This is a genomic window from Salinivibrio sp. PR932, from assembly GCF_001996125.1.
Lineage (GTDB): Bacteria > Pseudomonadota > Gammaproteobacteria > Enterobacterales > Vibrionaceae > Salinivibrio > Salinivibrio proteolyticus.
The window spans coordinates 1-20,701 of sequence record NZ_MUFM01000043.1; the positions used below are offsets into that span (position 1 = coordinate 1).

General features: G+C 48.3%; 20 protein-coding genes and 1 pseudogene. 6 read left to right on the forward strand and 15 right to left on the reverse strand.

Going from position 1 to position 20,701, the window contains the following annotated elements; translation table 11 throughout:
- The first annotated feature begins 72 nt into the window (after window positions 1-72).
- On the forward strand, window positions 73-582 hold the full coding sequence (locus BZG84_RS14780) for a hypothetical protein (RefSeq protein WP_077480462.1): 510 nt from the start codon (window positions 73-75) through the stop codon (window positions 580-582).
- Window positions 583-603: 21 nt separating this feature from the next.
- Here the strand turns inward: BZG84_RS14780 and BZG84_RS16405 are convergent.
- Window positions 604-1,035: pseudogene (locus BZG84_RS16405) on the reverse strand (transposase); the annotation flags it as partial.
- Between the two features lie 713 nt (window positions 1,036-1,748).
- Window positions 1,749-2,648 (reverse strand): LysR family transcriptional regulator, encoded by a 900-nt coding sequence (locus BZG84_RS14785; RefSeq protein ID WP_077480463.1) that lies wholly within the window; start codon window positions 2,646-2,648, stop codon window positions 1,749-1,751.
- Between the two features lie 129 nt (window positions 2,649-2,777).
- Here BZG84_RS14785 and BZG84_RS14790 point away from each other — a divergent pair, with 129 nt between their 5' ends.
- The 3 genes from BZG84_RS14790 to msrB all read left to right on the forward strand — a co-directional run bounded on the left by BZG84_RS14790 (window position 2,778) and on the right by msrB (window position 5,189).
- On the forward strand, window positions 2,778-3,209 hold the full coding sequence (locus BZG84_RS14790; protein ID WP_046075946.1) for a CidA/LrgA family protein: 432 nt from the start codon (window positions 2,778-2,780) through the stop codon (window positions 3,207-3,209).
- A 6-nt stretch (window positions 3,210-3,215) separates the two neighbouring features.
- Window positions 3,216-3,923 carry an LrgB family protein gene (locus BZG84_RS14795; RefSeq protein WP_077480480.1) on the forward strand — a complete coding sequence of 236 codons (708 nt, stop codon included), beginning with the start codon at window positions 3,216-3,218 and terminating at the stop codon, window positions 3,921-3,923.
- Window positions 3,924-4,043: 120 nt separating this feature from the next.
- Complete coding sequence (gene msrB, locus BZG84_RS14800; protein ID WP_077480465.1) at window positions 4,044-5,189, forward strand: peptide-methionine (R)-S-oxide reductase MsrB; 1,146 nt, start codon at window positions 4,044-4,046, stop codon at window positions 5,187-5,189.
- A 73-nt stretch (window positions 5,190-5,262) separates the two neighbouring features.
- Here msrB and BZG84_RS14805 read toward each other — a convergent pair whose 3' ends face one another.
- Window positions 5,263-6,003 carry a substrate-binding periplasmic protein gene (locus tag BZG84_RS14805; protein WP_077480466.1) on the reverse strand — a complete coding sequence of 247 codons (741 nt, stop codon included), beginning with the start codon at window positions 6,001-6,003 and terminating at the stop codon, window positions 5,263-5,265.
- Between the two features lie 161 nt (window positions 6,004-6,164).
- Between BZG84_RS14805 and pcp the strand changes: the two genes are divergently transcribed.
- On the forward strand, window positions 6,165-6,809 hold the full coding sequence (gene pcp / locus BZG84_RS14810; protein ID WP_077480467.1) for a pyroglutamyl-peptidase I: 645 nt from the start codon (window positions 6,165-6,167) through the stop codon (window positions 6,807-6,809).
- 93 nt (window positions 6,810-6,902) lie between these two features.
- Here the strand turns inward: pcp and BZG84_RS14815 are convergent, their stop codons facing one another.
- The 3 genes from BZG84_RS14815 to BZG84_RS14825 form a co-directional block, all read right to left on the reverse strand.
- Window positions 6,903-7,634, reverse strand: coding sequence for a glutamine amidotransferase-related protein (locus BZG84_RS14815; RefSeq protein ID WP_046075948.1), 732 nt, complete (start codon window positions 7,632-7,634; stop codon window positions 6,903-6,905).
- Window positions 7,635-7,699: 65 nt separating this feature from the next.
- Window positions 7,700-8,437, reverse strand: a complete 738-nt coding sequence (locus tag BZG84_RS14820) for a lipoate--protein ligase family protein (RefSeq protein ID WP_443216372.1) — start codon at window positions 8,435-8,437, stop codon at window positions 7,700-7,702.
- Between the two features lie 37 nt (window positions 8,438-8,474).
- Window positions 8,475-8,858, reverse strand: a complete 384-nt coding sequence (locus BZG84_RS14825) for a cytochrome b562 (RefSeq protein ID WP_077480469.1) — start codon at window positions 8,856-8,858, stop codon at window positions 8,475-8,477.
- Between the two features lie 167 nt (window positions 8,859-9,025).
- Here BZG84_RS14825 and BZG84_RS14830 point away from each other — a divergent pair, with 167 nt between their 5' ends.
- Window positions 9,026-9,793 carry a siderophore-interacting protein gene (locus BZG84_RS14830; protein WP_077480470.1) on the forward strand — a complete coding sequence of 256 codons (768 nt, stop codon included), beginning with the start codon at window positions 9,026-9,028 and terminating at the stop codon, window positions 9,791-9,793.
- A 108-nt stretch (window positions 9,794-9,901) separates the two neighbouring features.
- On the opposite strand, the gene BZG84_RS14835 is transcribed toward BZG84_RS14830, so the two are convergent.
- From BZG84_RS14835 to BZG84_RS14875, 9 genes are all read right to left on the reverse strand, one after another.
- Window positions 9,902-12,061: a S9 family peptidase gene (locus tag BZG84_RS14835; protein WP_077678400.1), complete on the reverse strand. Its 2,160-nt coding sequence runs from the start codon at window positions 12,059-12,061 to the stop codon at window positions 9,902-9,904.
- Window positions 12,062-12,265: 204 nt separating this feature from the next.
- A complete protein-coding gene (locus tag BZG84_RS14840; protein WP_077480472.1) occupies window positions 12,266-13,024 on the reverse strand; it encodes a DUF3307 domain-containing protein in 759 nt (252 codons plus the stop codon).
- Complete coding sequence (locus BZG84_RS14845) at window positions 13,021-13,668, reverse strand: hypothetical protein (protein WP_077480473.1); 648 nt, start codon at window positions 13,666-13,668, stop codon at window positions 13,021-13,023. The genes BZG84_RS14840 and BZG84_RS14845 overlap by 4 nt, the downstream gene beginning before the upstream one ends.
- Before the next feature lie 144 nt (window positions 13,669-13,812).
- Window positions 13,813-15,342 (reverse strand): ABC-F family ATP-binding cassette domain-containing protein, encoded by a 1,530-nt coding sequence (locus BZG84_RS14850; protein WP_077480474.1) that lies wholly within the window; start codon window positions 15,340-15,342, stop codon window positions 13,813-13,815.
- 370 nt (window positions 15,343-15,712) lie between these two features.
- Window positions 15,713-16,885, reverse strand: a complete 1,173-nt coding sequence (locus BZG84_RS14855; protein ID WP_077480475.1) for a GGDEF domain-containing protein — start codon at window positions 16,883-16,885, stop codon at window positions 15,713-15,715.
- Between the two features lie 151 nt (window positions 16,886-17,036).
- Window positions 17,037-17,318 (reverse strand): peptidylprolyl isomerase PpiC, encoded by a 282-nt coding sequence (gene ppiC / locus BZG84_RS14860; RefSeq protein ID WP_069588393.1) that lies wholly within the window; start codon window positions 17,316-17,318, stop codon window positions 17,037-17,039.
- Between the two features lie 67 nt (window positions 17,319-17,385).
- Window positions 17,386-17,859, reverse strand: a complete 474-nt coding sequence (locus BZG84_RS14865) for an HIT family protein (RefSeq protein ID WP_077480476.1) — start codon at window positions 17,857-17,859, stop codon at window positions 17,386-17,388.
- Entirely contained in the window at window positions 17,846-18,394 is a 549-nt protein-coding gene (locus tag BZG84_RS14870; RefSeq protein WP_077480478.1) for an AMP-binding enzyme, read from the reverse strand. The genes BZG84_RS14865 and BZG84_RS14870 overlap by 14 nt, the downstream gene beginning before the upstream one ends.
- A gap of 134 nt (window positions 18,395-18,528) precedes the next feature.
- Complete coding sequence (locus BZG84_RS14875) at window positions 18,529-20,232, reverse strand: AMP-binding protein (protein ID WP_077678401.1); 1,704 nt, start codon at window positions 20,230-20,232, stop codon at window positions 18,529-18,531.
- Window positions 20,233-20,701: the final 469 nt, after the last annotated feature.

The window sequence follows — 20,701 nt, forward strand, 5'->3', positions numbered from 1 at the left end:
TTTCAGTTTTTTAGATAAAAAGAGTGCGCGTGTAGGGTTTGGGAAATCGCACATGCACACTAATACAATGTTATGTTCTTGGAGGAAATTGTGGGCTATCAGAGGGATAGGGTAACTTTCAGAGTTTTCCATAAACTGGCTTTAACTATTTACAAATGCCTAAAATTTAAGGTGTTAGGCAAAACAGAAAAGCTAGAGTGGCAGCAAATTTTAGTAGCCGATTGTTTACGTATTATAGGGTTTTGTAGTTTGGCTTATTGGCTAGCTTCCAAAGTTCAAATGTCGACATCTAGTGATAAGCACAAGTTTTGGTCTACTCATATTTTGGGTATTGCGTCACAATACGCAGGTGATATGGGTGGTGCTGAAAGAGCATACTTACAAAGCCAAGATTACGGTTGTGAGCTTTCTTTGAGTTTTAGTTTACAACATTTGGGTAAATTAAACGTGGAGCTTGGTAACTATGAACTCGCTGAAAAGCAGTTTATTGAAGCATTGGCTATTCGAACGAAACTGAAGCGTACAGACTTAATAGATTCGACCAACCGAGCAATACAAGGGTTACAAAAGCTACGAACATAACAAACGAGTATGTCGTCAATCCTAAATTTTAGCGAGGTTTTTATCCCACATCACGCCGTCTCTGAGCATCGAATTTAAGATCACCACCATCTTACGCACACAGGCAATAATGGCGACTTTTTTCGGCTTTCCGGCGGCGACCAATCGGGTATACGTAGCTTTAAAAACAGGGTTACATTGCATCGCAGACATCATCGCCATATACAACACGGTACGAACTTGAGCACGCCCACCTTGAATCACCCGTTTGCCTTTATATCGCCCACTTTCTTTTGTCACGGGTGCAACACCAATGAGTGATGCCGCTTGTTTGTTGGTTATATAGCCTAGCTCAGGGACGTTACTGATGATAGATGCTGCTGCAATGCTGCCAATGCCAGGCACGCTCTGTAAGAGCGCATTTTTAGTCTGATATTCAGGACAGGCTTCAATCAACGACACCAGTTTTTTCTCGTTCCCACGCTCCCGCGTGGGAATGCATATCTAGTTATCATTCAGACACTGAATGTTCCATAACCTGAGTAAAATCACGCCACCTAGAGTATTGAACCGGCTTGTTCGCTAAAGATATTGACGCTGTCCGCGAGTGTTAGAACAGAGATCAAGTGCAGTTCGGTGATCTTTTGGCGAATCCTGCCCATGATTCAAAATCCATATACATTCCCACGCAGGAGCGTGGGAACGAGTTAGAGTTCTTCAGGAACCATTTTCATTTCAGGATCAACAGCCGATGTAAAAATTCGATTAAAGAAACCGGCATCAACAAAAATTGCAACAGTACGACGGGACATCTTAGCCTCATAAAACGAAAAAGCCTCTGGGTCGTCACATCCCGTATGGTGGGAGGAGTCGCCAAAGGCCGTATGTTCTGTTCAACAATGTTGTTCTACAGCGAATCCTAGATCATTTAGTGCTTGGCTTGCAAGGAATGACAAATGATAAACAGAACAGCCCAACTAATGTGTGCAGTGTTAGGGATAAGATAATGTAATTCAAGTGTGCAGCTGGCAATTTAGTGTGAATTGCGTTGTATAACAATCAACTATGTCCTCAATCACTAAATTCTAGCGAGTTTTTTCATCCCACATCACGCCATCTCTGAGCATCGAATTTAAGATCACCACTAAATTGCGTACTAAGAGGCGTTGTAGATCAAAGTGCTGAGTCTATCGATGCACCTCTGTCGACTGACACAACTGCATCCAGGCCTCGGCGGTGCGTGAGACATAACGCTCGCCGTGCCAGACTAACCCAAGTTGCCATTCAATCGCTGGGCTTATCGGTTTTACTAGCAATAATTCACTGTCTTCCAAGCTGGCGCTGAGGCGCTGGCATAGGGGCGCAGGTAAAAACGCCACCCCTGCACCACTTTTCACCAAAGCGGCTAAAAAATCCCACTGACTGCTACGCGCGGCAATGGTGGGCTGATAACCATGCTCTTCACAGCGGGCAATAATCCGATCGCTTAGAGTAAATTCAGCGCTATATAGATAAAACGGCTCGTCTTTGACTGCCTGCCATGTCAGGCTTTTTTGCTCACGCCACGCGGCTTGGTTAGGCAGCACTGCATAAATGGGGTGAGTTTGTAAGGGTAAGCTTTGCAAGCACTCAGGCTGGGTGTCGGTGAGCATGTTGATTGCTACATCAATCTCGCCATTGATCAGCGCTTGTTCGGTGCGCCGCCCACCGTATTCGACAATACTGAGCGCCACGTTTGGGTACCGTTGACGGTATTCACGCAACACATTGGCATACAGCGGCCCTATCATCGGTGGCATCCCCAACCTAAGCTGGCCGCGCGCCAGTTGGTTGAGATCGTCGAGCTCGGTATTTAGCTGCTCGAACTCAGCAATAATACTCTGCGCGCGCTGATACACCACCTCACCAGCATCGGTTAACCAAAACCGCCTTCCCTCTCGGTGCAACAACGGCTGACCCACATCTTGCTCAAGGTTACGCACCATTTTACTGATTGTCGGTTGCGTCACATGCAACGACGCCGATGCGGCAGTAAAGCTCTGCTTTTCCACTAAGGCAATAAAATAGCGCAACGCACGAATATCCATAAACGGCCCTTAAAAGCTGTGTGTTAATCATGCCATTTTGGCATAGTTTAAATAAAAAAAAGTCACTTTATTCACTCTCTGCTAAGACGTAAACTATGAGCCATCTCACAGATTCTTGGCACGCCTTCGATGCAATTAATTAAAAACGCCTTACTTACCTTACTGCAAGTCTTTGTCTTAGCAGGCATTTGGTTTTTGTCTGATTGGTTGGTCACAACCTTTGCTATTCCACTACCGGCCAACCTCACCGGTATGTTGCTGTTGTTAGGTGCATTAATGTTGAAAATTGTCCGTGCCGATTGGTTACGTCGCGGGGCAGCGTGGCTGTTAGCGGAGATGTTGCTGTTTTTTGTGCCGGCGGTGGTGGCGGTGGTCAACTACCAAGATTTATTGCTGCAAGAAGGCGGTAAGATCATGGTTGTACTGATTTTAAGTACCGCGATGGTGATTGCGTCAACCGCTTGGGTGGTCGATAAGGTGTACCGTTTTGAGGTTAAAATGGCGCGCCGCCGCAGTAACCATCACCACACGCACCACCCTGATCTAAAACCGGAGTGCTAAGCCATGATGTCTTTACCTGCTTGGCTTCACGCCTCGTTATTAAGCGTTACCTGCTTTTTAATGACCCTTGGCTTTTATTACATGAGCAAATGGCTGTATCGCCGTCACCCCTCGATTCTGGTGATGCCATTGTTGCTCGCGCCCTTGCTGATTGTGGCGGTGGTGGTTGGGTTTAATATCCCGTATCAAGACTACATGGCGCAATCGTACTGGCTGCTGTGGCTGCTGGGCCCGGCGACTGTAGCGTTTGCGATCCCCGTGTATGATAACCGCGCGCTCATCCGCCGCCATTGGTTATCGCTATCGATAGGCGTCACAGTGTCTGTGCTAGTCGCGATTACCAGTACCGTGGTGCTAGCGCGGGTGTTTGAGCTGTCTGAACTGCTGCAACGCAGTTTGGCGATGCGCTCAATCACCACCCCTTTTGCCGTCGAAGCCACCAAAGCGATTGGCGGGCAAAGCGATCTCACCGCCCTGTTTGTGGTCCTCACTGGGGTGATTGGCATGGCGATTGGTGAAAGTATTTTGACCGTGATTGCGATTCGCTCGCGCTTAGGTCGCGGCGCAAGTTTGGGGGCGTCGGCACACGGAGCGGGAACCGCTAAAGCCTATCAGATCGGCCATGCCGAAGGGGTGGTGTCGAGTGTGGTGATGATGATTGCGGGCATGGTCACTGTGTTGCTTGCCCCTGTGTTGGGTCAGCTGCTTTGGTAGGTGATCGCTAAGGGCTTTTCTGCGCTACGTTATCTGTAACAACAGAAAAGAGGGAGAGGATGAAAGTTTCTGCTTGGTGCGCAGGTCTTGATCCTCACCAACCCTAATAACGAGGCGATCATGAAACAGCACAAATCAATGTGGCGAGTTATCGCGTTCACAGCGTTCAGTTTGCTATCGATAGCAAGTTATGCGGCGGTAAAAGACACTGCCACCACGTCACAAGGCTACCAAAAGGCGACTCTTGCCGGCGGCTGCTTTTGGTGTACGGAAGCTGATCTTGAAAAACTCGACGGCGTGATTGATGTGGTATCTGGCTACTCAGGCGGTGAGCTTGAAAATCCCACCTATAAAGAGGTCTCGTCCGGCACCAGTGGCCACATTGAGGTGATTGATGTCACCTATGACCCTAACGTCGTGGATTACGAACAGGTGCTCGATCAGTTTTTCCGTCATATCGACCCCACCGATGACCAAGGCTCGTTCGTTGACCGTGGCCCGCAATATCGTCCCGCGATCTTTTATCGCTCTGAAACACAAAAACAAATTGCCGCGGATTTTATGGCGGAAATTGAAGCGTTAGGCGTGTTCAAAAAGCCGCTGAAAACCGAGCTGATTCCGTTCGAGAAATTCTGGCCAGCAGAAAGCTATCATCAGGATTACTACATAAACCACAGCATTCGCTATAGCTACTACCGCTATGCATCAGGGCGTGACCAGTATCTGGACGAGATTTTTGGTGACGATCGCAAAGACAATCCGGTCACCTTGCGAGAAATGATTGATGGGCAAAAAGCGGAAGAGATGGCAGCAACGAACACCCGCTACTCGCGCCCCTCGGATGAGAAAATTCGTGCGATGTTGTCAGACATTGAGTATGAAATCACTCAAGAAGACGGCACTGAACCCGCGTTCCGCAATCGATATTGGGACAACAAGCAAGCCGGGATTTATGTAGATATTGTTTCGGGCGAGCCGCTGTTCTCCTCCACTCATAAATACAAATCCGGTACTGGCTGGCCAAGCTTCACACAGCCCATCAATGAGCAGTATGTGGTTACCAAGCCGGATAACTCCCTGTTCTATACGCGCACCGAGGTCCGCAGCAAGGTCGCCGATTCGCACCTTGGCCATGTATTTGAGGATGGTCCCGCCCCCACCGGCTTGCGCTATTGCATGAACTCAGCCGCGATGCGCTTTGTGCCGGTCGATAAAATGGCCGAGGCGGGTTATGAGGATTATCTTTATCTGTTTGATAATCAGTAAAATTAACGCTAACACAAACAACGCCCCAGCGAGTTCTCACTGGGGCGTTATTTATATGTGAATGATTAAGCGATCAGTTATCCGGTTTTTGTTCAGGCGGCGTTTGACCGAATTTTTCAAAAATGGCACTGACTTCACCTGACGCTACCATTTGCTGAATGGTGCGCTCGAACTCAGGGAAATAATTCACCACCGGTGATTTTTTCGGGATGCTGATATACCGTCCGTTATAAAAACGGTCCACAAAATTGGCCTGAGTGAACGCGCTCACCGCAGTGAATTTATCAATATCGTGGCTTGAAGACGTCACCGCCACATCAATACGCCCGTTTTCCAGCACCTTAATGATTTGTTCCGTATCGTTGTAATAGCGACGCTTGAGATCCTCGGTATTGTTAAACAAATCGGAATAGAAGCTATCACGCAGTGCGCCAATCCGATACTGCTTGAGCTCTTCAAAACTATTGATTTGCTGGTTAATGTTTGGGCCGATGATATAAAACACTTCACGGATGCTGTAGCCATACGGAACGGCATTCAGAAAAGCCTCTCGCTCGTTGTTCATCGAATGACGCGGAATAATATCAACCTCCCCGACTTCGGCGACGTTAATCGTTCTTGCCCACGGTACCGTTGACCAATCGACGGTATGGCCCATTTTCTCAATCGCGACAGTAATGATTTCAGCCACTGGCCCATCGCATCCCGTTTCGGTAGGGATCAACTCAGGAGCACGATCACGACAATGTGCTCTAAAGGTATCTGCGGTTGCCGGTACCGCGACAAGTATCAGTGCTAAAAGTAAGTGTTTCATTGTCTACCCTCACTGTGAACAATACTCACTAAGCGTAGCGAGGCCTTTGCCTATTCGCTCGTTTTTTAACCATCAATCACGACAAACACAATGGTGACCCCTGTCAGTGTTTGCGGTAAAGTCCTTTTATCTCAGGCATATCACATCAATAGGGACATGGCATGCACACCATCTTAATTACTGGATTTGAACCGTTCGGCGGCGAGAGTGACAACCCGTCTTGGCAAGTAGCAAAAGCATTAGAAGGCTGGCAGCCTAATGAGGAGTGCATCGTCAAAGCCGTGCGCCTGCCCTGCACCTTTGATGAAAGCTTACCAACGTTACACAGCGCGCTAGAATCGCTCAGTCCGATGATGGTGATTGCTCTTGGCCAAGCCGGTGGTCGCGCTGAGATAAGCTTGGAGAAGGTAGCGATTAATTATCAGGACGCGCCCATTCCCGACAACGCCGGTAAGCAGCCGCATGGTACGCCGGTGGTGCCATCTGGGCCCAATGCCTATTTCTCTACCTTGCCGCTCAACCGTTTAGTGAACGCATTAAACGAAGCGCATCATCCAGCCAGTGTTTCTTACACCGCGGGCACCTTTGTGTGTAATCACGTGTTTTATGGCTTAATGCATGCGCTGGCTCATCACACCGAGGTACGCGCCGGCTTTATTCATATTCCCTACAGCCCAGCACAAGCGTGTAAGCACCGCGCCCCGAGCATGCCGGTAAGTGATGTGGTGGCAGCGATGAAGATAGCCATCGAGTTGAGTTTATTGGATGATGATATCACCACCGTGTGTGAAGGCATGTTGCACTAACGCAAGATAGATGGCGCTCAGACGATGACGCTCAAACAGTGGCGCTTAGTAGGTGGAGCACAGTTGCGATTACCGTGCTCCTAACCCAGTCGCTTAAAACAGCCACTCAGTGACGAGATCGTTGTCAGTCAGCACGCTATCGAGAAAGGCAAACAAGTGCGCATTCATCGGAGCTGTATCAAAGGCGCGAATGGAGGCAGGGTCTTGAATAAAGCGCTTGTTAGCGGCCTCGCCCTCTGGATAGGCGGCGTGCAGTAAGCCTTCAACCGCCAGCGGCGTCAATTCAAGATGGCATTGAAAGCCATACACCCTTGGTCCGTACTTCACGATCTGGCGCGGACAACCTTCGCTACTGGCCAGTACACGACTATTTGGTGTCAGCCCCGGCATATCATTGTGCCAATGACCCACAATTTCTTGCGGCGCGAAATGCGGAATGTGCTCGTCGATATGGCCATCTTCGCTTAACTGGATGGGGAAGTAGCCAATCTCGGGCTCAGGACTTTTTTGATACGGTGCGCCCAAGGCTTCACCAATCAGTTGCGCCCCAAGGCAAATGCCTAATACCGCACTGCCTTGTTCGATACACTGCTTAATCAGCGCTTGCTCGCGCTGGCTATCAAAGTGCGGGCATTCAGATTGTGGCGTATCTGGACTTTGCGGCCCGCCGAGTACCACCAGCAGGTCAATGCCTTCACCACTTTCTGGCAACGGCTCGCCCCGATACAAATGACTAGTTGTCACATGATAGGCACGCTCATCACACCAATCTAAAATGGCACCTGGGCCTTCAAACGCCTCGTGAATAACAAGATGGACGCGCATTCCTCACTCCTTGGGATTTGTTTTACGCATGATTGCGGCTAAGCATACTATATTGAGTCGCGGCCTCAAGCCTTGCCCACCACGAGTGGAGGTCTCGCTATAAACGCTTGAGTTAGCAACTGAAACAGCTGTTCGGTTGCCGGCAGTTCACCTAGGTGCGCGGCTAATGGAGTATGCACCTTAGCCTCAATGCGATCAGGGTGACCACAAAGCTGATTACACAGCGATACAGGGGCAACAATATGTTGGCAATCCGCATCAATCAGCAGACACGCTTGCGCCAGCATTACGGTTTGTTTGGCTGAGCCTGCTCCCGTGCCTAAATGCAGAATACGCTGGGCGGTTCCCACCACTTTTTTGCCGGAAATATTGAGGTTGTAGTCACCATCACAATACGAACCGGGCGTGTCGCCCACCGTCGTCACAATGCCTAACTGATGGAAAAAAGACTGTAAAATGGTGCAAAAATACTGGTAAGCCGTCTGAATATGATACGGCGTGTTAGCCGGCCACACCGTCAGATAAGACACGTTGATCACGCCGGGTAGTTGCGGCACCGGCGCCCCGCCTGTTCGGCGGCTCTGTACTTGCCAACCTAACGCTGATAGAGCGCGGCGCAACTCAGGCGTTTGTGGCCATTTTTGGCCCGCCGGCAGTACCAAGGTTTGCGCATCTGGCTGCCAAAGCAGTAATGCCTCGTTAAGTTCGCCCTGCTCTACTCGTTGGATCAGCGCCTGCTCTTTCTCAAATGCAGACGCCACCGACAACGAGGGATAACGCAAAATCGTTTTTTGAGTCGCCATCATGCCCTCGCTATCGTCACGTTCACTGATTGCGCAATTAACCGAATAAGCGCTGCCAAATGCTTGGGTTGCGTTTGTCGTGGTACTCTTCACGCAAGGCATCAATTTGGCGCAAACCTTGTTGGGCCTTATCGAGGTCGCCTTCGCTGAGCGCGGCATCAATTTCCTCTACCGTCACCGCCAATTTATCGAACCCTTCCATAAAGATATCCGCTTTTTCCGGTGGGTAGCTACCTGCTTTGGCTTTCGCGACCAAGGTTTCTAGTTTCGCAACCGGCGCTTGCATGGCTTCGATACTTTGTGCGCTCGCCGCCTCTTTAAAGGTCATTTTCATTTCTTTCATGATCGGCTCGAGCTCAGAGGCCGAGACGTTCAACGACAGCAGCACCGCCACCGCACCCGTGAGTATGACTTTCTTCATTTTTGCTCCATGTGATTGTTTTTTTAGTAATAATAATGCGTCTCTATCTTACTCACTTCTCAGGGTATTGCCTAGTATAGAAGCGTAAAACAATGTAAAGCACTTACACATCCCGCATCCGAATGGTATGATTAATTGTAAATGATAATTATTTTAAGTTAGATAATATGAAACAGCCGAACTATCACCTCACTCACGTTATTGATACCCAAACCGTCACACCTAATATGCAACGCTTGACCTTACAAAGCGACGCTTTCGCGGATTTCCCAACGGAGTGTGAAGGCGGCTATATCAAGCTGCTGTTTGATAAAGCGGGAAGCACAGATCTGAGCGGATTAGCAGAAGGCGAGCGCCCTGTGATGCGCACCTACACCATTCGCCGTTTTATGCCTGACCAGCAGCAAATTGAAGTAGATATGGTTCGCCATCAAATCGAGCAAGCCGATTGTGGCTTTGCCGCGCGTTGGGCACTGAATGCCCAAGTAGGTGATACCATTAATATTGCCGGCCCAGGGACGATTGCGCCGATTAATCGCGACGCGGATTGGTTCTTTATGGCGGCCGACATGACTGCATTACCCGCGCTATCAGCCAAGATCAAAACCTTGCCTCGCGATGCCAAAGGTTATGCAGTGATCCAGCTCGATACCGCAGAGGATGCTCAACCACTCGACGCCCCCGCTGGCATGGAGATTATTTGGCTGACCACCCCGACGTTGGCCGAAACGGTAAAAGCACAGCCTTGGTTAGCAGGGCAAGTGTCCGTGTGGTGTGCCTGTGAATTTGAAAGCATGCGCGCACTGCGCCAATACTTCCGTAACGATCGTGATGTTGAGCGTGAGTTTATCTACATCAGCAGCTATTGGAAAAATGGCGTGACCGAAGAAGGCCACAAAGTGATCAAGCGTGAAGATGCGGAGAACAATCAGTAAGCCTGAGCACCTCGTTTTTATCGATATTGAGCGTGCTTATCGCGTCTCTACCCGTATAAAAAAGCGCCGATAACGGCGCTTTTCTCGTTTCAGAGGGATACCCTTTGATTACTTACCCTGCTTGTCGAGTAAGTCTAAGAAGAAGGCATATTCCAGTGCGTCTTCTTTAATGCGCTTAAAGCGTCCCGATGCGCCGCCGTGGCCGGCTTCCATGTCGGTTTTAAACACCAACGTATGGTTGTCAGTTTTGAACTCACGTAGTTTCGCGACCCATTTCATTGGCTCAAAGTACTGCACTTGTGAGTCATGCAGGCCTGTGGTGACCAACAAGTTGGGGTAATCTTGCGCGGTGACGTTGTCGTATGGTGAATAGCTGAGCATGTATTCATAGTAGGTTTTGTCATTCGGGTTGCCCCACTCGTCATACTCGTTGGTGGTCAGTGGAATCGACTCATCCAACATGGTGGTGACGATATCGACAAACGGCACATGCGCGGCCACCCCTAGATACAACTCTGGTGCTTGGTTGATGATCGCTCCCATTAACAAGCCACCTGCTGAGCCGCCGACGGCAAACACCTTGTCTTTATCGCCATAGCCTTGCGCAGTCAGCGCTTTGGTCACATCAATAAAGTCGTTAAAGGTATTCTTTTTGGTAAGCTTTTTACCATCGTCATACCAAGGGCGACCTAGCATTTCAGAGCCACGGATATGGGCAATAGCAAAGACAAAACCGCGATCTAGCAGGCTTAAACGCGTGGTGGAGAACATGGGATCCATGGTCGCGCCGTAGGAGCCATAGCCGTATTGATAGAGCGGGTTGGTGCCATCTTTTTTGAAGCGATCTTTACGGTACACCAAAGACACAGGCACTTGCGCGCCATCGCGTGCGGTGATCATCAACCGCTCGGAATGGTAGTTGTCCGGATTAAAATCACCCAGCACTTGGTTTTGTTTGAGCATTTCACGCTCGCCCGACGCCAAGTCAAACTCGTAATACGTGCCCGGCGTGGTCAAGCTGGTGTAATACACGCGCACCGCGGTGTTATCCATCTCTGCATTGCCGGTCAGGTAAGACGCATAGGCCGAGTCGTTAAACCTCAGCTGATATTCCTCCCCAGTGGTGAGGTTACGCACCGTGGTACGCGGCAAGCCATTTTCGCGCTGCTCGTAGACCAAGTGGTTATCAAATAGCGTAAAATCAACTAACTGCACCTTATCGTTTGGCGCGATCACATCTTGCCATTGGCTGCGATCGTCACGCTCGCTTTGGTGTACCTTCATCAAGCGGAAGTTCACCGCTTGATAGTTGGTATAGATGTAATACCACTCACCACGCTTTGCCACTTCATATTCGATGCCGGTTTCTCGCGGATAAAACACTTGGGCGGTGGCATTCGGATCATTGGCATCCACGAGCGATACGCCGCTGGTTTCAGTGCTGGAGTGCCAAATAAAGATCTGCTCACCGTCTTTGCTTTTACTCAAGCCGGTGTAGTAGCTGGTATCCGTTTCTTCGTAAATTAACGTATCAGCGGATTGTGGGGTGCCCAAACGGTGGCGATACACCTGATACCCCAGCAAGGTTTGCGGGTCTTTTTTGATATAGTAGAAGGCTTGGTTATCGTTCTGCCACACAATACTGCTCGAGGCGCCTTCAATCTTATCATCGAGGTACTCACCGGTAGTGAGGTCTTTGACTTGAATGGTATAAACGCGGCGGCTGAGGGTATCTTCCCCATAGGCTAATAGGTTTTCGTTTGGACTGACGCTGAGTTGGCCAATGCTGTAAAACTCATGCCCTTTCGCGAGCGCATTGACATCCAAAATTACCGTTTTGTCGGTGCCGGCAAAGTCTTTCGCACGCACGTAAGTGCGGTACTCATTATCACCTTCCACTTCACTGGAATAGAAATAACTGCCTTTTTTAACCGGGACCGAGGCATCGTCTTTGACGATACGGCCTTTGATTTCATCGAATAGCTTGGCCTGCATTGGCTCAGTGTGCGCGAGCACCTGATCGGCATAGGCGTTTTCTTGATTAAGATGGGCGATCACGTCAGGATCTTGGCGTGCATCATCACGCATCCAATAGTAGTTATCCACGCGCGTGTCGCCGTGAATGGTCATTTCATGAGGGATTTTTTTCGCGACAGGCGCACTCAGTTCGCCTGGGCTGGAAGCTTTCACGTGTGACTCTCCTTGAAAACTGCACCCTGAGAGCAAAGACACCGCCAGTGCTCCGGTGAGTAAAATGTGTCGGGACATACTTTTCCTTCAGGTTTATTTAGCCATAACAGTAATTTAACAAGCAAGCATCCTATTACTGACCTGAGGGTATTAAGCAAGTTCCAATAAACAATATTCTTTTTATCGTTCGCCAAACGATTGGCTGACGCATCGTTTCTTAATACCAGTCCATATTATAAGCCTAAAAAAGCTAATTTTTATCTTTGAGCTATAAAAGGCTAATTACAGCAAAGCGAGGCTTTGTGTGATCACAACGCCCACTGATGTCGTGATCACTACCGACAATAACGAACCAATTAAAACGTATTCGGTTAGGCTGCGATCGGCAGAACGCGTCAGCTCACCAAAGCGGAAAATCGACTTGGCTGCCAGCACAAAACCGACAGCGGTATAGCTGCCAAGCAAGGTAAAGGTCAGGATCAGAATACGCTCTAAATAGCCAATCAACGCTCCCGCAGCCACGAGGCCGTGATAATTGTGTTGATGATCAGAGGGTGAGTCCAACTTGACCGTAAAGCGCTGTAACACATGACCAATCAATACTGATGTCGGCTTTAAGATTAATAAATAGCCCGTGCCAATTGCGACGATCTCGCTAAACAGAGGCATCTCGGTCAGTCCAACCCAAGGTGGCTGCGCCACAAAACTCAGGGCAATGAGCCCTAGTACCAAAAGGTGTATGCCTTGGCTCACCGAGAAACGGGCCAGTGATGACTGCGCGACGAGTTGGCCATCAAGCACTGCCACCACACACTTGGTCACCATGCCAACCAGCAATACACCCAATAGCGGCGAAACGTGCTGGGTCCAAAACACCGCAGGTACCAGTAAACATAAACCGTAGAGGAGCGGTGCAACCGCCCAATCCAGTATTCGCGCGCGTGGTGTCGATTTCGCCCACCAATTCGCAGGCTGTAGATAGAAATCATAAATAAGATGGGTCAGTAACAAGGGAACCAGCAAAGAAAGGAAGGCCATCATACTTGCGCCTCCACAGCTTGCTGAAACTCGGCCAACAATGCCTCGATAAGCCCCCAGCCCGCCGCTTTAAGGGACTTACTCACGGTTGCATTCGCGACTCCAAGTGCGGCCGCTAACTCACCGTACGCGAGTGGTTGATCACGCTGTAATAAAGGCAGCATCATTTCGCATTGACGAGATGTCGCATCGCTGAGTTGCCGGTCAAGATAACGGATCAACAACGCAAATCTGTCTTCAAGATCGGCATTGGCGCAAAAAAAGGCCAGCCGCTGATTTTTCATTGCTTTTAAGCCGCGGCCAGATAGTACAAACGCTTGTCCCATTGACTCTGACACCGCCTCACGCAAATCCGCTTGCTCGGCAATCGCAAAGCTGATGCGACAATCAAACGGTTTTCCCAGTGCTTTGATCGCAACACGATACATCACGACATAGTGAAGCGCGTTCGCTACATCATGGATCACAGATTGAAACTCATCACCGCGTATAATGCTGTGCTGATTAGCGCAATGCGCTTGTGAAATATGGGCTTGTATGGTTTTGATTTGCGCCAGTACTCGCTCATACTCATCTCGATTTAAGGCGGTTGAATCCACCAGATCGCCACTGATCACCGCAATGGGTGCCTTGCTTTCTGTCGCCATTATTTATCCTTGTTAACCAACTCCGGCAAATTTAGCCTTTTTTGGCAAAAAATACAAATTTACCCATAAATAGCAAAAATATAAGCGAGGCCGCATCATGCGACCTCGCTGTTACTGACGTGACTATTATTAACGCGTTAGCTACTAAAGCTGGGTCATATCGATCACCTTATCCGGCCAGTGCTCAATAAATTGTGGCTCGTGAGAAACCACAATTACGGTGCCTGCATACGCTTTAAGGGCGTGCTGCAACGCCATTTTTGCATCGACATCAAGATGTGTGGTGGGCTCATCTAACACCAATACATTGGTTGCCATCACGGCTAAACAACAAAGCTTTACTTTGGTTTGCTCACCCCCGCTCAATGTATGCAATGGCCGCACCGCCTTTTTACCACTGAGACCACATTCAGCCAGCTTCTGGCGCGCGGTTTTATCTGTGAGCTGGCCTACCCCACACACGACCTGAACCGGAGAGCTTTCCGGAAAGCGCCAGTGTAAGCCTTGCTCAAAATATCCCCACTGTATACCGTTTGCTGCGTCAATGTGGCCCCGTAGTGCAGGGATTTCTCCCAATAAGGTTTTTAACAATGTCGATTTGCCCAAGCCATTGAAGCCAATAATCGCGACTTTTTCGCCCCGTTGAATCTGAAGTGACAACGGCGGCAAAAGCGGCGTTCGATAGCCAATCTGCAACCCCTTGGCGGCCAATACATGTTGCGACCGTAACGGTTTGTATTGGAACGCAAAGCTTACCGGCTCACGCATCTGTTTTTTTTCAATCGGCACCATTTTCGCAAGCTGTTTCTTACGCCCCTTGGCAATACGCGCATTCACACCTGCACCGTTCTTGCGAATATAGGTGGCCAACTTATCCATTTTTTTCTGCTGTGTGAGGTATTGCTTGTGCTGTGTTTCACTTTGCTGCGCCTTTTGTGCCATCGCTTGCTGATACGATCCTTTGTATTTGCGTATCTTGCTCTGGTCGATATCAACAATCGCTGTCGTGATCGACTCAAGGAAAGCCTCATCATGCGATACCACCATAAAGGTACCCGTATAGTGATTAAGAAACTCCGCCAACCAAGCAACGTGCTCAGCATCGAGGAAGTTCGTCGGCTCGTCGAGTAACATCACTTCGGCTTGTTCAAGCAGTAACTTTGCCAACATCACTTTATGCCGTTGACCGCCACTTAACTGGCCCATTGCGGTTTGCATGCCCAACGGCGCGATACCCAGCCCAGCCGAGACCTGTTCAATACAATGGGAGATACGGTAAAAATCTTGTGCCTCTAATTGGCTTTGCAGTCGTGCCGCTTTGGCAAGCACCGCGTCTGACGTGTCCGCCGACATCGATGCGTAGATAGCATTTAACGCTCGCTCAACCTCAACAAGATCGCGATATGCCAACGCCATAAAGTCATAGATAGACAGTGTTGGGTCGATCGTTAAATGCTGGTCTAAATAACCGACTTGGATATTCGGTTGCCAAACAATCTCGCCACTATCCGGCAGCAGCTCCCCTTGTAGCATTTTCAACAGGGTACTTTTCCCCACACCGTTCGCACCCGTCACGCCAACATGTTCACCATGATGTAGCACCACGCTCGCACCTTGGTACAACACTTTTTCCTCAATTTGAAAACAGATGTTTTCAATCACTAATAAACTCATGTTTCTTATCCATAAAAAAAGGCCGGTAACAAGTACCGGCCTTTCGTCATCATTAAAATGGATGCATTCTGCTGTGATCAGAATGCAAAAAGGCCGGTGATGAAGCATCACCGGCCTAACTCTCTATCGCGGCTTTACATCAGATACTGAGAACCCTACGCGGATGGCGTATGACAATACCTGATGAAGATTTGATGTTAAGCTCCGAGCAACACTTCATCGTGTATTTGCGCGAAGCCAAGCCTTCTTACGAAGTTCTTAAATAGAATATAAGCCATAATAGAGAGTCGAAATATCAACATGAGCGTCGGAGAATAATGAACCTCATCGGTGAAGTCAATTTTGTGCATAAAATCTAGATATGCATACATCAAGCGATATTAGGTATATGCTCGGCGTCATGAGGGACGCTTTCCAGTGCCGAGACGTACACTTTAAAGGTATTTTTTCCATCATGCTTCGCCTGATAAAGCGCATCATCGGCTTGGGCTAACAAACCGTCTATATCCATCACCTCGGAAGTCGTCGTCACTCCTATGCTGGCAGACAAGCTTATTTCAAATTCAGCGCGACTGTTTTGAACGGCGCGGAGCAATTCGGCCGATATTTGCTGCGCACGAGCACCGTCGCAGTAAGGCAACACGACCGCAAACTCTTCTCCTCCTAAGCGTCCGACAATACCATGGTCATCAATCACTTGTTCGAACACATCAGCACACTGAATCAATACTTTATCACCAACAGAATGGCCAAATGAGTCATTAATGGTTTTAAAGTCATCCAAGTCGATCATCAATACACTGAGAGGGAAAGCGGCAGTCTCAACGCGCCGTTTCGCTTTAGCCAAAAACGCACGTCGATTTAACAGCCCCGTTAAACTGTCTCGGGTCGCCTCACGATGAAGCTTCTCGTGGACGCGCTCCAATTTATACAAAAAGATAATCAAGGTGTTGATCACGCTGTAAGCGATGCCCGATAAAATCAGTCCCGCTTGCAGTAGTGACGTACCCAGCAGCTGCGTAAACAGATCAGGATAAAAATGTGCGAACGTCGCTCTGCCTATGTAAGCCACACTGAATCCGCCCATCACCATTATAAGCCAACGCTTTAAACGCTGACCGCCGGTGTTTGTACTCCTCACAATGGTTCGCGTCATCAACGCAAGCTGCATACTGACAATTAAACTGGCGTAAACTACGCGGCTCCCGATATCATCGAGGTGTGATGCCATCAATACCACCGAGAGCACGACGGGCATCGCCAACTGCCAACGCGGTATATCGCGGGCAAAGACTTGCCCCAGCGCCCAATGGCTGCCAGAAAAGGCTACCATCACACACGCATTGTAAAAGACGATCCCCAGATAAGGGTGAAGGTGTGGTCGGGCAAATAAGAAAAGATTGCTAAACCCATGGATAAACAGAGACACCGCCCATCCATTAATCCCGGGCTCTTTACGGTTTTGCACCAACAAAAACGCGGCAAGCAACCATTGGATCGCTGTGAGCGTGATCAGTAATGTAGGTGCATCAAGTTCAAACATAAGGTGGACATTATTCAAGGCATGATTTTAATGTACCACTTTCTCAGTGGCGGCTTGGGGCAATCGATGTGCGCAATATCAATTTCTATGCGTTAACTTTTATGACAGTTTCAGTCACCAAGTGCTTATCGCAAGGGTTAACGCACAGGGGTTAGTTGCGATATAACACTTTAATGATATGCCAACCAAATTTGGTTTTTATTGGCCCAAGAGGACGCAATAATTCACCATTGAATACCGCTTTGTCGAAAGAGGGAGCCATATCGCCACGACGAAATTCGCCCAGATCACCACCGCGTTTTCCCGATGGGCATTGCGAGTATTTTTTCGCCAACGCTTGAAAGTTCGCACCTTGTTTGAGCTGAGCGAGGATTGTTGTCGCTTGCGTTTTATCTTTCACCAGTATGTGCAACGCCGCTGCTTTCTTGGCCATGATGCCACCCTACTTGCCACAAAAGCCCGCGATTATAACGAATCCAGTCATTAAAGGGGACTGAATTTTACCTCTCTGCGCCGTCCGTATGCTTACCGTGCATTCGCCACCTTCGTTGCCACTCCACTAACTGCTGGACACGTTTCTTACCACCCAATGGGTTGATAAATCGCGTCATGAGTCGCCAGTAAAAATGCAGACTGTCTCCTTTGCGTCGCGGGATCAGGTGAATATGAACATGGGGGATATGTTGCCCAGCATCGCGACCATTATTCACTACTAAGGTGTAATCACTCACATTATCCATCACGTCAAACATCCGCTTGCCGATTTGATGCGCAAATTGAAATAACTCGGTATGTTCTTGCGCAGAGAGCTGCTCAAGGTGCGAGGCGTGACTGCGGCTCACAATCAGGACATGACCTTCGGTGATGGGATAAATGTCGAGTACAGCTTTTAGTCCATTTTTCTCAGCAACCCGATAGTGTTCTACGTTATCACTATTAATCGCACAAATAATACATGCGTCATGGCTTGGCAAAGCACTCCTCCATCGCTTTTAACTGTTCAGATATCGCGCGGCGATCTAACTTCCCACTGCTGTTCATCGGCAGCTGCTGCAAAAAAACCACCGTATCAGGGACCATGTAGATGGGCAGCGCCTGTCGGCAACGCTCTAATATATCTTCTTGAGTGACACCGCGATGAGTATGGCACAGGGTGAGACCGGTACAGGTTTTTTCTCCGTACGGGTAGGGAATCACCACAAACTGATCTGAGTGCATAGATTGACGAAGCAAAGACTCAATCTCTTGCAGCTCGACGCGATATCCACGCAGTTTGACTTGATGGTCTGCGCGACCATGAAAATGAATGATTCCGCTATCGTCGTAGCTTGCCAAATCACCCGTTCTGTAGAGCCTCTGCTCTCTGCCACTTTCATCAGGTAAGCCTGTCATGAATGCAGTGCACGTGTTCTCTACATCTTGCCAATATCCATCAACCACTTGTGGACCAATCAAAGATTGTACTGTTCGGTCAGGCTGACACTTAACACATCCGGCGATTGCCACCATGTGTCGTCCTCAATTTTGTCAGGCCAATTGAAAAAGTGGAATGCATCGTTGTGTTTGTTCACAGACAACTTAGCTAAGTTGTCTGTTTTAGTTAATAACTGAGACATGATTTTTCCGTATGTTACGCGACTGATTTAAGCGTTAGCCGAAACTCGCTTGGCATAGACAGGTTTAGAGTGATCATATAAATCTTTGATTTTGCTCTCTAAAATCACTTTATAGGGCAGATTTAAACTGAGTAAGTGATGGTAACGTTGCTCAATTTGATCTCTTTTCAGTTTCAACGTTGGGGTAAGCAGGCCGTTTTCGATGCTCCAAGGCTCTTCCACCACGATTAAGTGATCCAGCTTTTCATGCGCTTCAAGCTCTTGGTTGACCGCTATTAACGTTTCCTTAAGATCTTTTCTTACCTGAGAGGTATGCCCATGAGTGCCTTCTCCCAACACAATAAGTGCGATCGGTTGTTTTCGACCAACGCCAATCACACACACCTGTTCGATGTCCGGATTTCGTCCTAAGCTGCTTTCAATAGGTACCGGTGATACATACTTGCCTTTACCAGTCTTAAACTGCTCTTTAACCCGGCCAATGATTTTCCAAGAACCGTCAGCCTGTAGCTCTCCTTTATCTCCGGTTTTAAACCAACCATCTTCAAAGGCAGCTTGAGTCGCTACTTCGTCATTGTAGTAAGTGGTAAATACTGCATCGCCTTTAATCAATACTTCCCCTTCCGCCGATAACTTCATTTCGACACAAGGTTGCGGCGTACCAATAGTACCTAGGTGATTGAGATCAAACGGCACGTTGCTGCAAGAAAGGCCTGAGCTTTCGGTCATACCCCACCCTTCACCAATACTGATACCGATTTTGTGGAACCAAAGCAGGACTTCAGGAGAGATGGGGGCACTGCCGGATCCAAATAATACGCACTCTTGCAGACCTAAATTCTCGCGTATTTTTCTTGCCACAAGCTGACCCACAAAGGGAATTTTAAGTAGAAGTTGCAAACGATTGTTCGGCATTTTTGCCAAAATTTTTGACTGAAATTTTGTCCATAGTCTAGGTACGGAAAGAAAAGCAGTTGGACGAGCGTACTTGACGTCGTCAATGAAGGTATCGATAGATTCAGTAAAAAAGACTTCAGCAGGATTGTAGATCGAAGGTAGCTCAACCACGCAGCGCTCTGTGATGTGCGCTAAAGGTAAGTAGGACATCACACGTGTGTCATCTGGCTGAAAAAAAATTTCACTACCAGAAATGGCAGAAGATGCAACATTCAAATAACTGAGCAGAACACCTTTCGGCCGTCCGGTACTGCCAGAGGTATAGATGATAGAAAAGGTATCGCTGAGCGCAGGTTTATTGACTTCTACAAGCGGATCTAATTTTGACAACCACGCGTACCAGTCAAGCTGACAATCGACTTTGGAATTTGGCATAGCAATAGTGATCAAAGAGTCGGGTAAGGCTTGACAAAGATCTTCACTATCATCGAGTTTGCCGATGAATATAGCTTTAACACTACTGTGCTCAATCACATACTTGATATTGTCCGCACTGGCGGTTGGATAGATAGGTACGCTGATAAGCCCGGCCATCATGATTGCCAAATCGCAGATGTACCACTCTGCTGAGTTTTTAGCGATGATCGATACTTTATCACCCGCCACTAACCCGGCTTCAAGTAAACCTTTAGCTACCCTCCTGGCAGACGTATCAGCTTCTAACCAAGTATAAGTATACCATTGCCGATCAACAGGTTGATGTAACCAGACTCTATCAGGGTGTTGCCTAACGTTTATTTGCAATTGGTCCAAAGGGGTGCGGTAGTCGGTCATGAGTAATTCTTCCTTAAAAACCTGCGATTGCAGTTCCATCAATGATTTATGTGACGCTCATTAAAAGCCTAATTTATTTATCATACTGGCATTTATTTCTAGTCATGCTAAACACAGCAACCATCAAAAAGCAACATTTTGATAACATCAAGTTAACATTAATAAGTGAAATCAAAGTCCATAGGATTAGAAGTGATACGTAACTAGATGGAGTGCGTTGTGGGAAGCTCAGAACATTGTGATATACCAATCTTCCATTGAATACTCATTGACTGAGCTAGAAACGGTATTCAAACAGCGTGAAATTTACGTATCGTTCACCGTTTTGAGGAAAGGGGTTAAATGGCCGAATGAATTTTCTCACCTCTGCACTTAGTAATGCCCGATGCCTATACCAAGCAACCATCACAGATTGGTTAGTGATATAATCAAAATTGTTCAATTAACGACCATTGGTGTAGATTTTTAT

Bases quoted from the DNA above. Each gene is read 5' to 3' on its own strand.
- BZG84_RS14825 (WP_077480469.1), bottom strand. From the start codon at position 8,858: ATGAAGAAAGTCATACTCACGGGTGCGGTGGCGGTGCTGCTGTCGTTG.
- BZG84_RS14815 (WP_046075948.1), bottom strand. From the start codon at position 7,634: ATGCGCGTCCATCTTGTTATTCACGAGGCGTTTGAAGGCCCAGGTGCC.
- BZG84_RS14845 (WP_077480473.1), bottom strand. From the start codon at position 13,668: ATGGCGACAGAAAGCAAGGCACCCATTGCGGTGATCAGTGGCGATCTG.
- pcp (WP_077480467.1), top strand. From the start codon at position 6,165: ATGCACACCATCTTAATTACTGGATTTGAACCGTTCGGCGGCGAGAGT.
- ppiC (WP_069588393.1), bottom strand. From the start codon at position 17,318: ATGGCCAAGAAAGCAGCGGCGTTGCACATACTGGTGAAAGATAAAACG.
- BZG84_RS14780 (WP_077480462.1), top strand. From the start codon at position 73: ATGTTCTTGGAGGAAATTGTGGGCTATCAGAGGGATAGGGTAACTTTC.
- BZG84_RS14820 (WP_443216372.1), bottom strand. From the start codon at position 8,437: ATGGCGACTCAAAAAACGATTTTGCGTTATCCCTCGTTGTCGGTGGCG.
- BZG84_RS14830 (WP_077480470.1), top strand. From the start codon at position 9,026: ATGAAACAGCCGAACTATCACCTCACTCACGTTATTGATACCCAAACC.
- BZG84_RS14835 (WP_077678400.1), bottom strand. From the start codon at position 12,061: ATGTCCCGACACATTTTACTCACCGGAGCACTGGCGGTGTCTTTGCTC.
- BZG84_RS14805 (WP_077480466.1), bottom strand. From the start codon at position 6,003: ATGAAACACTTACTTTTAGCACTGATACTTGTCGCGGTACCGGCAACC.
- BZG84_RS14875 (WP_077678401.1), bottom strand. From the start codon at position 20,232: ATGACCGACTACCGCACCCCTTTGGACCAATTGCAAATAAACGTTAGG.
- BZG84_RS14870 (WP_077480478.1), bottom strand. From the start codon at position 18,394: ATGGTGGCAATCGCCGGATGTGTTAAGTGTCAGCCTGACCGAACAGTA.
- BZG84_RS14795 (WP_077480480.1), top strand. From the start codon at position 3,216: ATGTCTTTACCTGCTTGGCTTCACGCCTCGTTATTAAGCGTTACCTGC.
- msrB (WP_077480465.1), top strand. From the start codon at position 4,044: ATGAAACAGCACAAATCAATGTGGCGAGTTATCGCGTTCACAGCGTTC.
- BZG84_RS14785 (WP_077480463.1), bottom strand. From the start codon at position 2,648: ATGGATATTCGTGCGTTGCGCTATTTTATTGCCTTAGTGGAAAAGCAG.
- BZG84_RS14840 (WP_077480472.1), bottom strand. From the start codon at position 13,024: ATGATGGCCTTCCTTTCTTTGCTGGTTCCCTTGTTACTGACCCATCTT.
- BZG84_RS14790 (WP_046075946.1), top strand. From the start codon at position 2,778: ATGCAATTAATTAAAAACGCCTTACTTACCTTACTGCAAGTCTTTGTC.
- BZG84_RS14855 (WP_077480475.1), bottom strand. From the start codon at position 16,885: ATGTTTGAACTTGATGCACCTACATTACTGATCACGCTCACAGCGATC.
- BZG84_RS14850 (WP_077480474.1), bottom strand. From the start codon at position 15,342: ATGAGTTTATTAGTGATTGAAAACATCTGTTTTCAAATTGAGGAAAAA.